This window comes from Treponema primitia ZAS-2 (genome assembly GCF_000214375.1).
Taxonomy (GTDB): domain Bacteria; phylum Spirochaetota; class Spirochaetia; order Treponematales; family Breznakiellaceae; genus Termitinema; species Termitinema primitia.
This window is the reverse complement of record NC_015578.1, coordinates 2,012,445-2,026,709: the sequence shown is the minus strand read 5'-3', so window position 1 is coordinate 2,026,709 and position 14,265 is coordinate 2,012,445. Positions and strand designations below refer to the sequence as shown.

At 53.8% G+C, this 14,265-nt stretch carries 14 protein-coding genes; 10 read left to right on the top strand and 4 right to left on the bottom strand.

What is annotated here, in order from left to right; translation table 11 throughout:
* The first annotated feature begins 22 nt into the window (after positions 1 to 22).
* The 3 genes from TREPR_RS08935 to TREPR_RS08930 all read left to right on the top strand — a co-directional run bounded on the left by TREPR_RS08935 (position 23) and on the right by TREPR_RS08930 (position 1,756).
* Positions 23 to 1,303: a M23 family metallopeptidase gene (locus tag TREPR_RS08935; RefSeq protein WP_015707979.1), complete on the top strand. Its 1,281-nt coding sequence runs from the start codon at positions 23 to 25 to the stop codon at positions 1,301 to 1,303.
* 83 nt (positions 1,304 to 1,386) lie between these two features.
* On the top strand, positions 1,387 to 1,512 hold the full coding sequence (locus TREPR_RS19135; protein ID WP_015707978.1) for a hypothetical protein: 126 nt from the start codon (positions 1,387 to 1,389) through the stop codon (positions 1,510 to 1,512).
* A 49-nt stretch (positions 1,513 to 1,561) separates the two neighbouring features.
* The gene (locus TREPR_RS08930; RefSeq protein ID WP_015707977.1) at positions 1,562 to 1,756 is read left to right on the top strand and encodes a hypothetical protein; all 195 of its coding nucleotides are present in this window, start codon (positions 1,562 to 1,564) and stop codon (positions 1,754 to 1,756) included.
* 4 nt (positions 1,757 to 1,760) lie between these two features.
* Here TREPR_RS08930 and TREPR_RS08925 read toward each other — a convergent pair whose 3' ends face one another.
* On the bottom strand, positions 1,761 to 3,080 hold the full coding sequence (locus TREPR_RS08925; RefSeq protein ID WP_015707976.1) for a D-alanyl-D-alanine carboxypeptidase family protein: 1,320 nt from the start codon (positions 3,078 to 3,080) through the stop codon (positions 1,761 to 1,763).
* Between the two features lie 5 nt (positions 3,081 to 3,085).
* Positions 3,086 to 4,513 carry an asparagine--tRNA ligase gene (gene asnS, locus TREPR_RS08920; RefSeq protein WP_015707975.1) on the bottom strand — a complete coding sequence of 476 codons (1,428 nt, stop codon included), beginning with the start codon at positions 4,511 to 4,513 and terminating at the stop codon, positions 3,086 to 3,088.
* A 201-nt stretch (positions 4,514 to 4,714) separates the two neighbouring features.
* Between asnS and TREPR_RS08915 the strand changes: the two genes are divergently transcribed.
* A complete protein-coding gene (locus TREPR_RS08915; RefSeq protein WP_015707974.1) occupies positions 4,715 to 6,151 on the top strand; it encodes a C10 family peptidase in 1,437 nt (478 codons plus the stop codon).
* Positions 6,152 to 6,228: 77 nt separating this feature from the next.
* A complete protein-coding gene (locus tag TREPR_RS08910) occupies positions 6,229 to 7,077 on the top strand; it encodes a TatD family hydrolase (RefSeq protein ID WP_015707973.1) in 849 nt (282 codons plus the stop codon).
* Between the two features lie 46 nt (positions 7,078 to 7,123).
* Here TREPR_RS08910 and TREPR_RS08905 read toward each other — a convergent pair whose 3' ends face one another.
* Both TREPR_RS08905 and TREPR_RS08900 read right to left on the bottom strand, forming a co-directional pair.
* Positions 7,124 to 7,861 (bottom strand): hypothetical protein, encoded by a 738-nt coding sequence (locus TREPR_RS08905; protein ID WP_015707972.1) that lies wholly within the window; start codon positions 7,859 to 7,861, stop codon positions 7,124 to 7,126.
* Positions 7,858 to 8,832, bottom strand: a complete 975-nt coding sequence (locus TREPR_RS08900; protein ID WP_015707971.1) for a hypothetical protein — start codon at positions 8,830 to 8,832, stop codon at positions 7,858 to 7,860. The genes TREPR_RS08905 and TREPR_RS08900 overlap by 4 nt, the downstream gene beginning before the upstream one ends.
* Positions 8,833 to 9,020: 188 nt before the next feature.
* Here TREPR_RS08900 and TREPR_RS08895 point away from each other — a divergent pair, with 188 nt between their 5' ends.
* From TREPR_RS08895 to TREPR_RS08875, 5 genes are all read left to right on the top strand, one after another.
* Entirely contained in the window at positions 9,021 to 9,584 is a 564-nt protein-coding gene (locus TREPR_RS08895; RefSeq protein WP_015707970.1) for an NADPH-dependent FMN reductase, read from the top strand.
* A 70-nt stretch (positions 9,585 to 9,654) separates the two neighbouring features.
* Entirely contained in the window at positions 9,655 to 10,812 is a 1,158-nt protein-coding gene (gene murG, locus TREPR_RS08890; protein ID WP_015707969.1) for an undecaprenyldiphospho-muramoylpentapeptide beta-N-acetylglucosaminyltransferase, read from the top strand.
* Positions 10,809 to 11,309, top strand: coding sequence for a CvpA family protein (locus tag TREPR_RS08885; protein ID WP_015707968.1), 501 nt, complete (start codon positions 10,809 to 10,811; stop codon positions 11,307 to 11,309). The genes murG and TREPR_RS08885 overlap by 4 nt, the downstream gene beginning before the upstream one ends.
* Positions 11,302 to 12,669, top strand: a complete 1,368-nt coding sequence (locus tag TREPR_RS08880; protein WP_015707967.1) for a DNA polymerase III — start codon at positions 11,302 to 11,304, stop codon at positions 12,667 to 12,669. The genes TREPR_RS08885 and TREPR_RS08880 overlap by 8 nt, the downstream gene beginning before the upstream one ends.
* Positions 12,670 to 12,681: 12 nt before the next feature.
* Positions 12,682 to 14,250, top strand: coding sequence for a PP2C family protein-serine/threonine phosphatase (locus tag TREPR_RS08875; protein WP_015707966.1), 1,569 nt, complete (start codon positions 12,682 to 12,684; stop codon positions 14,248 to 14,250).
* The last annotated feature ends 15 nt before the right edge of the window (positions 14,251 to 14,265 follow it).

Sequence of the window (14,265 nt, the reverse complement as noted above, 5' to 3'; positions counted from 1 at the left end):
TTGTGTCGATAAAGGAAATATCATGCAGTATATAATTATGGATCAGCATATACAGCGGCGGCGGGAACACAGTGGGGTTTTCTTTCCGAAATTCCATGCTCCTGTCTATAGACCCTATAAATATATCGACGAAATCAAACAGAACCCGGCCCCGGCGCGGCGGAGTCACCGGAATAAAGCACCCGGTTTTTCCTTTTTTCAGTGGATTCCGAAACAGGAAAAATTCACCCGGCCCCGTAAGAACACCGGATCCGCATTCCGTACTCAGGACCCGGAACCAAAATCCGGGATTAAGCCTGAGATGCAGAGCAAAACCAAGGCCGGGGCAAAGCGGCTGTTTTCTGAAATTTCATGGCTGAAAAACCCCTTCTGGACTTCCCCGGCCCCGGCTTGCGTGCTCGGCGGCATAGCCCTTTTTTCAGCCCTTATCCTGAATTGGCAGAATTCCTCGGTTATGGCCCTGACTCCGGGGGATGATCCCGCCGCCAGGGCAAACCTGGCCTCCTACGCAGGGATTAGCCCCGCCATTACGATGACCGAAGATGGGCTGGATTTTATCCCCCTGGACCTGATGGAAAATTTCCAGTGGGAATCCTACCGGATTCAGAATGGCGATACCATATCAAAGATCGCCGCAGATCGCAATATTTCTATGGACGCCATCATCGCCTCCAACGGGATTTCCAATGTCCGGCGGCTCCGGGAAGGGGAGACAATCCGTATCCCCAACATGGACGGCATTCCCTATACGGTAAAACGGGGTGACAGCCTGTCGAAAATTTCCATCGTCCAGGGGGTGCCCCTGGAGGCCATCCTGGACGCCAACGATATTCAAAGCGATACCATCAGCGCGGGTATGGTGCTTTTCATCCCCGGCGCAAAGATGCGTACCGAGGAATTGAAGCAGGCCCTGGGCGAGCTCTTCATATATCCTGTACGGGGCAGGCTGAGTTCCCCCTTCGGCTGGCGGAACGATCCCATCACCGGTGTCCGCAAACACCATGCCGCAGTAGACCTGGCGGCGGGATTAGGGACCACCGTAAAAGCCGCCATGGACGGCAGGGTCGCCACGGTGGGGCGGAATTCGAATCTTGGCAAATACATCATCCTTTCCCATGGAAACGGCCTCCAAACCCTCTATGCCCATTTGAACACAACATCGGTAGCACAGGGCTCCTACGTTTCCCAGGGCTCAAAGATTGGAGAAGTGGGCACCACCGGGTACAGTACCGGGCCCCATCTCCATTTTGCCATATATAAGAACAGTAAAGCGGTTAATCCTCTTGATTTTATTAGTTTGTAAGGTTAAAATGAAAATGGTTTGGGGTGAAAAGATATATTTTTGTACATCTCATTTAAAATTTCTTATTAGAACCCGGAGGTTCTATGCGTAAGCTCGTATTTGTTTTATTGGCGTTTATTGCTATGGCTACCTTTTTCCAGGCCTATGATACTGCAAATGCCCAGGATCAGGATCCTTCCGAAGCGGCAATTATCATAGAGACAAAATGAAAAGGCTCTTGCTAAGCTGGGTCAGGAAGAGTACACTGGTAGAAACAGTATGAACCTTGGGGATAAACCCGGCCCTGAAGCGGCCATCATTTCCGATAATTCCTCTTTTAAAGAAGTGCTTGACGAAGCTTGCGATCGTCTCTGGGACACAAAAGTCCGCCACTCCATGCGCCGTATCCAGGAACTGGAAGAAAAACTCCTCACCCTGGAACAGGAACTGGATATGATGATCAAGGACCGGTAGCCCCTCACTTTTTCTTTGGTTTAAACAATCCCCTGAAAAACAACCCCACTGAATCCCATGCTCGTTTGAAGATATTTCCCTGTTCTATGTCCGTTGCGGTCACCAGGGGGATGCGCCGGAGTTCCCCCGCTTCATCGTATAGGATGAGGAAGCCCACCTCGCTGCCCCTAGAAAGCGGCGCAATCAGCGGATCCTCCAGAACGGTTTCCCAGAGGAGGCCTTCCCCCCGGTCGGTAAAACTGGTAAAAACCAGGGGCTCGCCGGGAATAAGCTCCACCTGCTTGAGTTTCCCCTTCCATATCCGGGGAAGTGGAAGCTCCGGCTCCGGGGGCCTGATGGTTTTGAAGTGGCTAAAACCCCAGGTGAGCAGCTTGGTCCCGTCGGCATCCCGGATACGATCGCCCCCGTAGGAAGCCGGCGCCCCCAGGACCACCGCGATAAGCCGGGTTTCCAGCCGGGCGGCGGTCAGGGCGATATTATAGCCCGCCTCGTCGATGTACCCGGTTTTCAGGCCGTCCGCCCCCTCAAAGCGGGTAAGCAGGGTATTGTGGTTCCGCTGCCGCCAGGTGCCCACGGTGGACCGGTAGGCCGGCGCCACGTTGTCAGCCCTGGGGTAGGCGAATTCCATCACCGAATGAAAGTCCCGCAGGCTCTCCGGGTGGCGGCTGATATAGACCCGGCAAAATTCGGCGAACTCCAGGGCGGTGGTCATATTTTCCTCCGAAATCCCCGAAGGCTCCACAAACCGCGTCTGGGCCAACCCCAGATTCCGGGCCTCCCGGTTCATGCGCCCCACAAACTCTTCCACCGAGGGGTAGAAGCGCAGGGCCACCGCCACCGCGGCATCATTCCCCGAAGGGATAGCCATCCCCAGGATCAGCTCCCGGAGGCTGACAATATGCCCCGCCGCCAGATGCATCAAGCTGGACCGTGGCGGCTGGTTATTAGCCCAGCTTTCCGGGGGCAACTCCACAATCTCGTCCAGGGAAGCCCGCCCGGCCTCCACCTCCTGCAAGGCTATATGGATAGTCATCAACTTAGCCAGGGAAGCCGGCGGAATAGGCGCGTCCCCGTTTTTCGCATACACCACAGTCCCGGTAGCCGCATCCATAAGAACCGCCGCCCGGGACCCCAAATCCGGCACATCGGCGGTGGGCTCCAGCGCAGGGACGAAGGGAGCAAGAAAAATCAAAAGCGCAAAGACCTGCCCAAACCGCCGGGCGTGGACCGTAGACCGTAGAGGCATCTCCAAAAAGTCCCGCCGCAGGTGGGCCCCCCAACCCAGTCCCCCCGCCGGTATTTGGTTACCATGTAAGTTGAGCATAACGTCTAAAACTCCGCTTGCCCGACTGCCCGTGGGTAGGGGATGACATCCCGGATGTTGGCCATGCCGGTGACATACTGGATCAGCCGTTCAAAGCCTACCCCGAAGCCCGAGTGGGGGACCGTGCCGTAGCGGCGCAGGTCCAGGTACCAGCCGTAGTCCGCGGGGTTCATCCCCATCTCACGGATGCGGGCTTCCAGCCGGGCCAGGCTGTCCTCCCGCTGGGAGCCCCCGATGATTTCCCCCAGCCGGGGGACCAGCACATCCATGGCACGGACAGTTTTATTGTCATCGTTCATTTTCATATAAAAGGCTTTTATTTCCTTGGGATAGTCGGTGACGATCAGTGGGCCCTTGACGACCTTTTCGGTGAGGTACTTTTCGTGTTCGCTCTGGAGATCGCAGCCCCAATAGGGCTTAAACTCAAAGGCTGTCCCGGCTTTTATTGCCCTTTCCAGTTCCGTCATGGCATCGGTATAGCTCATGTGGACGAAGGGCAAATCCACCACCGACCTGAGGGTATCGATGATCCCCTTTTCGACATGAGCATCAAAAAAAGCAAGGTCCGCGCTGCAGTCGGAAAGGGCGGTCTTAAAGATATATTTAAGGAAGTCCTCCGCCAGGGCCATGTTGTCTTCCAACTCCGCAAAGGCTGCTTCGGGCTCTATCATCCAGAATTCCGCCAGGTGCCGGGTGGTGTTGGAATTTTCCGCCCGGAAGGTGGGGCCGAAGGTGTAGACCCGGGACAGGGCGGCGGCGTAGGTTTCCGCCTCAAGTTGGCCTGAAACGGTGAGGTAGCTCCGCTTGCCGAAAAAGTCCTTGCCGTAGTCCGGGACCTTGCCGGAGCGGCCCAGGGCGTCCAGGTCCAGGGTGGTTACCTGGAACATGGCGCCGGCCCCCTCAGCGTCGCTGGCGGTGATGATGGGGGTGTTGAGGTACTGGAAGCCCCGTTCCTGGAAAAACTGGTGGACTGCGAAACCCAGCCGGCTCCGCACCCTGGCCACGGCGCCGAAGGTATTGGTCCGCGCCCTGAGGTGGGCTATTTCCCGCAGGAATTCCAGGGAGTGCCGCTTTTTCTGCAAGGGGTAGGCGGGTATGCCGTCGGTGTTCTCCGCCGGCGCATCCCCGATGAGGGTCAAGACCGTGGCGGCCACTTCCACCGCCTGGCCCGATGCAGGGGAGGGGACCAGGGCGCCCCGCACTTCCACGGAAGCGCCGGTGGACAGAGCAGACAGACTAGTTTCCAGGGCTGCGCCCAGGGACCCGCCGCCACGGTCAAAGGTACACTGGATGCCGTCAAAGGCCGAACCGTCGTTCACTTCCACAAAGACCAGATTTTTCAGGTCCCGTTTTGTCCTGACCCAACCACGGACCGTCACATCCTGGGATTCCGGGGGCAGGGCCAAGAGTTCTTTTACCAGAAGATTTGTCATGGGGGGAAGTATACAAAAAAAGCAGGGGAGGGTGAAGGGCGGGACGGGGGAAACTAAAGGTTCCGATAGTAAAGAAAATTGTACCCAGCCCCTAATTTATGCATAAAACCAAGCTGTATTCGCGATTATTTGACACGCCCAAAGCTGTGTAAGCTACTATTAAATATAAGACCCATAAGATTATGGATTAATGGGGTACTTATGAAACAGTTAATAAAGTCAGCTGCGGTAGTTTTGACGGGTTTGCTTGTTTCCTGCGCCTTTGAACCCGGTTTTCCAGCCCAAACCGGGCCTGGTGTGCAAATAGAAACGTCGGTAAACGAATATTTGTCCCGAAAGGATGTCCTGGCCCTTAGTCATCTGCAAACAGAGCATGTTGTTGGAGAGGAAAAGCTAAAAACCCTGGTTCTGGACTTTATTGGAGGGGGGAATACCCCCGGCCGCAGCGCGGTTTCACCGGGCCCGGTCATTACGGGGCTTACCAAACTGGAGGGTAAAGGCTTTGGGAGCCCGGGGAATAATGCTCGGATGTCCCTTGGTAACCCGGACCCGGCGGAAATCCCCTTTTATGTTTTTACGATCGAGAACCGGGAAGAGGGTACCCTGGGGTTTGCCCTGACCTGCGGGGATGACCGTATCGGCAATGTGCTTGCGGTGGTGGAAAAGGGGGTCTACGATGACATGGAAAACCCCTTTTTGCCTATATTTTATTCCTATCTTGACCAGTACATAGGGAACACCATTGATATTTACAACAGTATTACTGAGGAGGACATTAATGCCGCCCTTGCAAAGTCCGGCAGTTCCCCGGCCCCGGTCACCCGATCCGTTCTCCCCATAATTGACGACATGTTTTTCTATGATATCGAAAGCGTGAAGGATATGGGCATACCATTGCTAAAAACCTATTGGGGACAAGGGTATCCCTATAACGCCCTAGTATCCTCGGCATTAGGGGGCTCGTATCCTACCGGCTGTGTCGCAACGGCGATGGCCCAGATAATGGCCTACCACAAATTTCCAAATAACTGGTATAATAACGGGGTTCCCTTGGCGCGCTACAACTGGGATGCCATGATATCCGGTAGAGCCGACAATGGAGTGGCGACTCTGATGGTAGAAATCGGTCAGCGTGTTCAAATGGGGTATTCACCAAATGGTAGTAACACGGATGCCGATAATATTGCAGGTGCATTTGTCAATATGGGGTATATAAGTTCCTCGTTCATGAGTTTTAACCCGGCCCATATAATGACCTCAATAAACTCAGGCTGTCCTGTATTAATAAATGGGTATGATACAAAAACAGTAACGTTATCATTTCTGGGAATTCCTATCAAGACTAAATATACAGGTCATACATGGATTATAGACGGGTTCCGTTCGCGGTACCTGGTGGTGAATAAAACAATTGTAAACCTCCAAAACCCTATGCAATACGTACACTGCAATTTAGGCTGGGATGGTTATTGTGACGGCTGGTATTTAGGGGATGTGTTTTATGCTGCGCCCGGCATGATTCCCGAGCCGGACCCTCCTGTGCAGCAACGCTCTCAAACGCCAAATAATTACCAATACAAATTGGAAATTATGCCCTACGTATACCCCAATCCGGCCTTACAGAATATGGGGTATTAAAAGAGACGCCCCATGAAAAACGCCTGGGGTGTCAGCCATAACTGTACTCCCTTAGCTTTGCGCGCTATACTTTAGCTATGGCTTCTGACGCCCATGCCCATCCCTATAATCTCCTGGAACGTTTTCCCGGTGCCGAAGAGGAACGCCGTAGTCTGGGTGTTGCCTGCGCCGCCAGCGCCTGGAACGGGGAGCAGTTCGCCTACCACCGGGAACTGGCCCGCTCTGCCCGTAAAGCAGGGGCGGCGCCCATGGCCCTGTGTTTTGCCCTGCACCCCCAACTGCCCGCCGCTGTTAGCGCCGGGGATATCCCCGAAATCCCAGCCGGGGCCGAAGACGGGCCTGCTTGGGCTCCGCTTCTGGATTTACTGGAAACCCTGGCCGAAGAGGGCGCTTTGAATGCGGTGGGGGAAACGGGGTTCGACCTTTATGATGCAAGGTTCCGCGCCACCGAGGCGGTGCAGGATGAGCTTTTCGCCCTTCACTTGGAAACCGCTCTGCGGTACGCCCTGCCCCTGGTGATCCATGTACGTCGGGCTATGCACAAGATCTTTGCCCATACCGGCTCGCTCAAAAAACTGCCTGCAGTGGTATTCCATTCCTGGTCGGGAACGGCGGGGGAGGGAGCAGCATTATTGCGCCGGGGGGTGAATGCGTATTTTTCTTTCGGGGCTTCCATTGTAAAGAACCACAAGGAAGCTATTCGGTCCTGCGCGGCCCTGCCCCTGGATCATCTGCTCCTGGAAACTGACGCCCCCTACCAGCCCCTGCGGGGCCGGGAATTTTCCCGGTGGGCGGATTTGTCGGTAATACTTAAAGGTGCGGCTCAAATCAGGCATGAGGCCGGTGTTTCCGGCTCCGAGCCGGCGGAACTGGAAGCAGAGACGGATCATAATTTTAACGGGGTGTTTTTTCCTCAGGCAATATAAAAAACAGAGAAAGGCTGATCCGGCGATTCAAGGAAAAGGGCGGATATCAGCCTTCCGCCTGCATGGTCTTTAATTCCTGCATGGGCAGGGCTTCCAGATAATTATCCAGCAGTATCCTGTCCACATTGGGGAAAAAAATAAATTCCAGGGACATATCCGGGCTGGTGCGGACTATTCGGCAAATAGGGGTGATGATGTCTTCTCCGATGCGGAGGGAACATTCCGAGATTTCCATGTTTTCAGAAAGATTGTCCAGCACCGAGCTGGCATCCGGGGCAAAGGAAATGCCCGTCGCAGAAAGGGTGTTTGCCCTACCGGTGATGAGGGCTTTGTCCAAGGGGTTTACCACGCAGATCCCCACTTCCTTGGGATCCTCGATATGATAGCGGGTGGCGCCCCGTTTATCCTCAAGTTTAATATACCGGCTCAGGATACGCTGGAGCTGATCCACCTCTGAAGGTCTGGTTAAGTCCTCGGAAACGATACCGCTTACCCCCAGGTAGAAGGCTTTGGAAGCCTCTTCCAGGGGAAAATTCTGGCCCTTGAGGAGTATGATGGGGCATTCTGCCTTGGGGTGATAGTAGCGGACGAACTGGACCATGGTTTTCCAGTGCCGGGGGTAATCCTTTGCATTAATAATAATGGTAGCAGGTTCTATTTCTTCAACATTGTCCATGGCCTTGAGGACATGGTGGTAGCGTATCACATCAAATCCCAGGGGTTTGATGTTTTGGGAAAGCAGGCTCAGGAGTTCATCGGAGCCAAGAACGGCCAGTAATTTCATTCAGTCCCCAAATTTAATACGGTATAATCGACGATGGTCCATACATCGTCCCTGCGGCGCAGATAGTAGGTGTACCGCTTCCTTTCAATATAATTTCCGGTTTTAAATTTTTCCAGTACCGAAACTGTGCCCTCTTCGGTGGAGTACTGGGTACGCTCGATCTGGAATTCCATGGGGATGGTGGCAATATCGCCGTCAGTGATCTCCGCTTCCAGATCCTTCCGGTACCGGGCCAGCATACGCCGCCGGCCCTCTTCGCTTTCCGCAAGCCACTGACGCTGGCGGACCGAGTCCCGGATTATCATGGCTTCCAGATCAAGGTACAGGAAGAATTTTTCCCACTGGGTCTTTTGGCGGGCGCTGAGTATATAGTTCACTACCTGATCGGGACTTAGTTTTTCCCTGACCAGGTTGGCGTTGGTTTCCACATCCAGGGCTTGGAGTATCCCCTCGGGCCCGGGCAGGGCGGGGGGCCGTAAGTTCAGGCTGAGCCGGTTGGATTCCATTGCCCGGTTGGTATCCAGGGAAACGGCGCTCCCATTGTCCCGGAGCAATTCCGGATACATCCGCGCCTGAACCACATAGGCGCCGCTACGGCTCAGCTCTGCGTAATTCCGCAGATCCTCCACAAAGGAAAAGGATTCCCCGCTTTCCACGGCAATTTCCCGGAAAAACACCTGCTGGCTGGTGGAGCGCCGGCGGACCAGTATCTCTGCGGGGTTTACGGTCAGGTTGGACATGGTCCTGATATCAAAATCAATAGAAAAGGCCCGGTCATCCGCCAGTTTGAACCGGTAAGTATAGGGTCCGGAATTGGTAATGGTTACCTGCACAAAAATAGGATCATCCTGGGCATAGTAAATTCGTTTATCAAAATACCGTATATTAAGCCCAATGTCTGCATAAACAGAGGCAGAGAAGACCCCCGCGAAAAAAACCAGGGCGAGGAATATAGTTTTTCGCTGTTTCACCACAAAACTCCATTTGAGAGGATTTAGCCCCCTCCGGGGATTCTAAAAACCCAGTACTATATTACAATAATCGGTAAATCGGCATGAATACCTTAGCAATAAGCCTCGTTTGTTTGCCTGTCATATAAAAGTACAATTTCTCAAAAAAAACTCCTAGACACTCAAACCGGGTACATTAGAGTGTAAGTATGAAAAAAATAAAAATTGGTGTTTTTACCGGCAGCTTGCGAAGAGCTTCCTTTTGTAAAAAAACAGCCCTGGCGGTTTCCGCCCTGATGCCCGAAGAATTTGAAATGGTGCCCGTGGAAATCGGCAGCCTGGCAATGTACAACCAGGATTTTGATGATTTTGGAAATCCTCCGGGGGAATATAGTTTTTTTAGGCAGGAGGTTAAGATGCTGGACGGGCTGCTTTTTATTACTCCCGAATACAACCGTTCCATACCTCCGGTGCTGAAAAACGCCCTGGACATAGGCTCCAGGCCCTATGGGCATAATATCTGGAATAACAAACCCGGGGCCATCATCAGCGTTTCCATCGGCAAAATGGGCGGCTTCGGGGCTAATCACCAGCTCAGGCAGGCCATGGTTTTTCTGAACATCTTCCTCATGCAGCAGCCGGAAGCTTATATAGGCGAGGTGGCTTCACTTTTCGATGATCAGGGGGAAATTTCCAATAAGAGTTCCCGGGATTTTCTGAAAAACTATGCTGATGCCTTTGCCCGGTGGGTGCTGCGGTTTAAGGCGGCTTGAAGTTTCTGATAAGGGGCATTCCCGGTAAATCCCGATTGCGGAAAACCGGAAAATCGACTAGTTTCTAATAATGGTATCTATCGCCTTTACCGGCGGCGGCACCGGGGGGCATATTTACCCCGGCCTGGCCGTAGCCGCAGCCCTGGGGAAACTTTTGCCCTGCCGCATATTCTGGATAGGCGCCGCCGCCGGCATGGACCGCTCCATCCTTGAGGATGCGGGGCTGGAATTTTTCGGTGTCCCCTCGGGAAAGCTCAGGCGGTACTTTTCCCTGAAAAATTTCTCGGATATTTTCAAAATTGGCCTTGGTTTTCTGGCGACCCGCGCTATATTGAAGAGGGAAAAGCCCGCTCTGCTTTTTTCCAAGGGGGGCTTTGTCAGCGTACCCCCTGTCGCCGCTGCCGCATCCCTGGGTATCCCGGTGTTTACCCACGAATCGGACTACAGCCCGGGGCTTGCCACCAGGATCAACGCCCGTTTCGCGGAACGGATTTTTATCGCCTACCAGGACACGGCGGCCTTTTTTCCCCCGGCCCAGCGGTCCAAGCTCGTTGTGGCCGGGAACCCGGTGCGGCCCGGTTTCCATAACGCCGATGCTGAGGCGGGCCGGGCCTTTTTGGGGGTGGGGCCCCAGGAGCGGATCCTTCTGGTTTTGGGGGGCAGCCAGGGCGCCCGGGAGATCAACGAGCTGGTTTGGGAAAGCTTGCCCCGGCTTACCCAATACTATACGGTGGTGCACCAGATCGGGCCAAAAGCCGAGCTGCCGCCGCCCGGAAAGCTTAACGTTCCTGCGGAGCGCGGCATCCCTGAGGGGCGCTACCTTCCCTACGCTTATATCCGGGAGGAGATGTCCCAGGTGCTGGCTGCGGCGGAACTGGTCCTGGGTCGCAGCGGGGCAGGCACGGTCTGGGAAAGCGCGGTGGCGGGAAAGCCCATGGTGCTCATCCCCCTGAGCGGTTCCGGCACCCGGGGGGACCAGGTGGAAAACGCTGAGTTTTTTAAAAAAGCCGGGGCTGCCCGGGTAATACAGGGCGGCGGGGATAGCAGTAAAATTGCGCGGGGAACTTCGTTGCAAGTAGTATCGCTTCTGGCGGAGACCGTAGCATCCCTGGCGGAGGATGCCGAAGGACGGAATGCCATGGCCGCCGCGTCAAGGCGTTTGGGTGATCAGGACGGGGCGCTGATAATCGCCCAAGAAATACTGTCAAGGGTAAAGGGCGAAGAATGAAATTGGCAATCATCGACATAGTGTTTATTGTTTTGATTCTGATTATGGTCTTCCGCTGCGCCCTCCGGGGGTTTGTCAAGGAAATCATGTCCATGGCTTCACTGGTACTGGGTTTCCTGACCGCTGTTCTTTTTTATAAACCCGGGGCAGCTTTTGTCCGCACCAAAATACTGGCTGACATGCAAGTGCTGCCGGAGTTGATCGCCTTCGCCGCCCTGTTTGCCATTGTTTTTTTTGCAATAAAACTGCTGGAGCGTATCATCTATGATATTATCTCCCGCATAAACCTGGGTGGGCTTGATCAGGCCCTGGGCTTTGTCCTAGGTCTTTTGGAAGGGCTGCTCCTGGTGTGCGTGATCCTTTTCATTATCAACATACAGCCCCTTTTTAACCCCGAATCCCTTTTGGTAAATAGTTTCTTTGCAAAGCTGCTTAGCTCTCTGGTAGGGGAGCTGCGGCTCCCCGTGCCTGACCTTCCGGAGGTATTGGGTGTTTGAAAATATACTTGGCCAGCCGGTAATAAATCTGCTGGCATCGGATATTGCAGGGGGCGTCCTGGCCCCGTCCATGCTGTTCTCGGGCCCCCCTGCCTCGGGCAAGGGCAGCGCCGCCCTGGAACTGGGGCGTATCCTGTCCTGTGAAAACTCTGGGGCGCCCTGGAACTGTTCCTGCTCGGCCTGCGCTCATCACCGCCTGCTGCTCCACCCTGATCTGCTCCTCCTGGGACCCAGGCCCTTTTCTGAGGAAACCGCCGCTTCTGCCGCAGCATTTTTGCGGAACCCCCGGATAGCTGGGGCAAAATTCCTCTTTATCCGGTCGGTACGAAAACTGCTGGCTCGTTTTTCCCCGGTCCTCTGGGAAGATGACCCGAAAATCAGCAAGCTGAACCCCCTGATCCAGTCCCTGGAGGAGGGCCTGGAAGAATTGGACCTCACTGCGGCAGCTAACAGCGATACTGCCGGGGAAGGCGATCCCGATCCTGAGGCCCTGAAAAAGGCCGTAGATTCGGTGCTGAAAGATGCCTACAAACTGGAAGCCGAAGGTATGGGGGAGCTTATACCGGTGGCCCAGATACGCCGGGCCGCTTACTGGAGCCGCCTGGCCCCCCAGGGCAAACGGAAGCTCCTGGTAATTGAAAATGCTGACCGTATGCAGGACGGCGCCCGGAATTCCCTGCTGAAAATTTTGGAGGAACCCCCGGAAACAGTATCCATAGTACTCACCACCGCCCACCATGGGGGGCTACTTCCCACTATCCTGTCAAGGCTCAGGCCCTACAGTTTTACCCGCCGGGATAGTGATACGGAGCTCAAGGTAATACGCCAGGTATTCCGGGATGGCGCCTTTACACCCGCCGGAAAAGAGGGACTCATCCAAACTTACCTGGAGTCCTTCCTCCCGGTCTCTGGGGAAACCCTCTATCCCCTGGCTGCCCTCTTCACCGCCTCGGTTGCCCGGGGCGCGGCGCTGCTCCTGAAACGTTCAGGGGCACCCTTAAGCGAAGCCATCGTCGCCCTGGGCAAATACAGCGCCCCCATTGCGGAGGCTGCGGGCCTGGGGCGGCCCCGGGAAGACACGGGAGGACTTGTGGTGGCGATCATGGCGGGGGCGGACAATTTTGGTATCCGCAGCCAGTTCAGCCGCTTTCTGGCCCTCCTCCTGGGGGTGAGCGGCGAAAGCCTCAAGGGCCTTCCCCCTGAAGGGGGCTCCATCGCCTGCAGGGAAATATGGCGGAAGGCGGTGCAGGAGGCGGAGATCGCCCTGGGTACTAATCTCAGCGTACCCCTGATCCTGGACCAGCTTGCCACGGAACTCCGGAAAGCCATGGCTAATTACGGTTCTCCCCTATTCACTTAAGGAGACAGATCAATGAAAAGCCTGAAAGTACGTTTTTTTATTTTTATCAGTGGATTAGGTATTATTGTTTCTTTAGGCCTCGGGGTTTTGATGTATTCCCGCTATCACAATTATATAAAAAACAGCTACCGCACAACCCTCGCGGATACGGCGGCGCTGGTACAAAAACTGATGCCCGAATTGGCCGATACGGAGACCCTTTTTAAAGAAGCCAGAGAGCGGTCCCCTGATTTTTGGGCTAAGGTTGAACTGTTTAATCAGACAGCAGATTCGTTTAATATGCTGTACATCTATTACATGGAAAAGGTGGGGGACCGGTACCGTTTTTTGCTGGCCTCGGACTGGACTCCTGAAATGAATGAAGATACCATTGATATTCTCTACGATCCGGATTATATCGGGAAAGATATGGATATCGCATATAAAACACAGATACTGCAGATTGCGGATAAACCTGTTGTCAATGAATACGGCTCCGCCATTTCTGCTTATTTACCTATTATGAAAGATGGCGCCGTTTCCGGTATTTTGGGCCTGGATTTTGAAACAAGCTTTGTAAGGCGGCTGGAGCAAAATGCTATTATTGCGCTTTCCCTGTCCCTTATCCCGGTACTTATCCTGGCGGGGATTTTTTCCTTTATCCTTTCCTTGTCCCTGACAAAGCCTATTGCCCGGCTTGCAGAAAATGTACGGCATATAGGCGCCGGTGACCTGGACAGTAAAATTATCATAAAAGGCAAGGATGAAATAGCCGAGCTGGGAAATGCCTTTAATAAAATGACCGCAGATATAAAAACCCACATAGAAAATATCAGCAGGATAACTGCCGAAAAAGAACGGATAAACACCGAGCTTTCTATCGCCTCGGAAATCCAGAATGATATGCTGCCAAAAATATTCCCGAAATTTACCAGTCATAAGTGGCTAGCGCTCTTTGCCAAGATGATCCCCGCAAAACAGGTTGGGGGTGATTTTTATGATTTTTTCTACCTGAATGATGAAGAAACCAGAGCAGTATTTGTGATCGCTGATGTAAGCGGGAAGGGCGTCCCTGCGGCCCTTTTTATGGTGATCGCAAAAACCCTTATTAAGGCAAAGATGCTTCGGGGCCTTGATCCGGCTTCCGCCCTTAGGGAGGTAAATGATCAGCTCAGCGAGGATAATACCCTGAGTATGTTTGTTACTGTTTTGCTTGTATGCCTTGACTTGGAAACCGGAAAGATGGCCTATGCCAATGCAGGGCATAATAAGCCGCTCATTTCGCAGAATAACGGGCCCTACCGTTTTATGGAACTAAAAAAAGGCATCCCCCTGGGAATGCTGGAAGCATCGGAATACCAGCTTTGCGAGATAGAATTTCATTCCGGTGACAGGCTGTATCTGTATACCGATGGCATCAATGAAGCCATGAATTCCCTTGAAGAACAATGGGGCAACGACCGCTTCCTTGAATCCGCCAACCGATACCGAGATTTATTGCCCCAAGAATTTGACACTGCCATACGGAATGATATCGCTGAATTTGTATCAGGCACCGAACAGTCAGATGATATTACCTCCCTGGCGATCTACTACAAGTAAAAGGAAGCTCTAAAA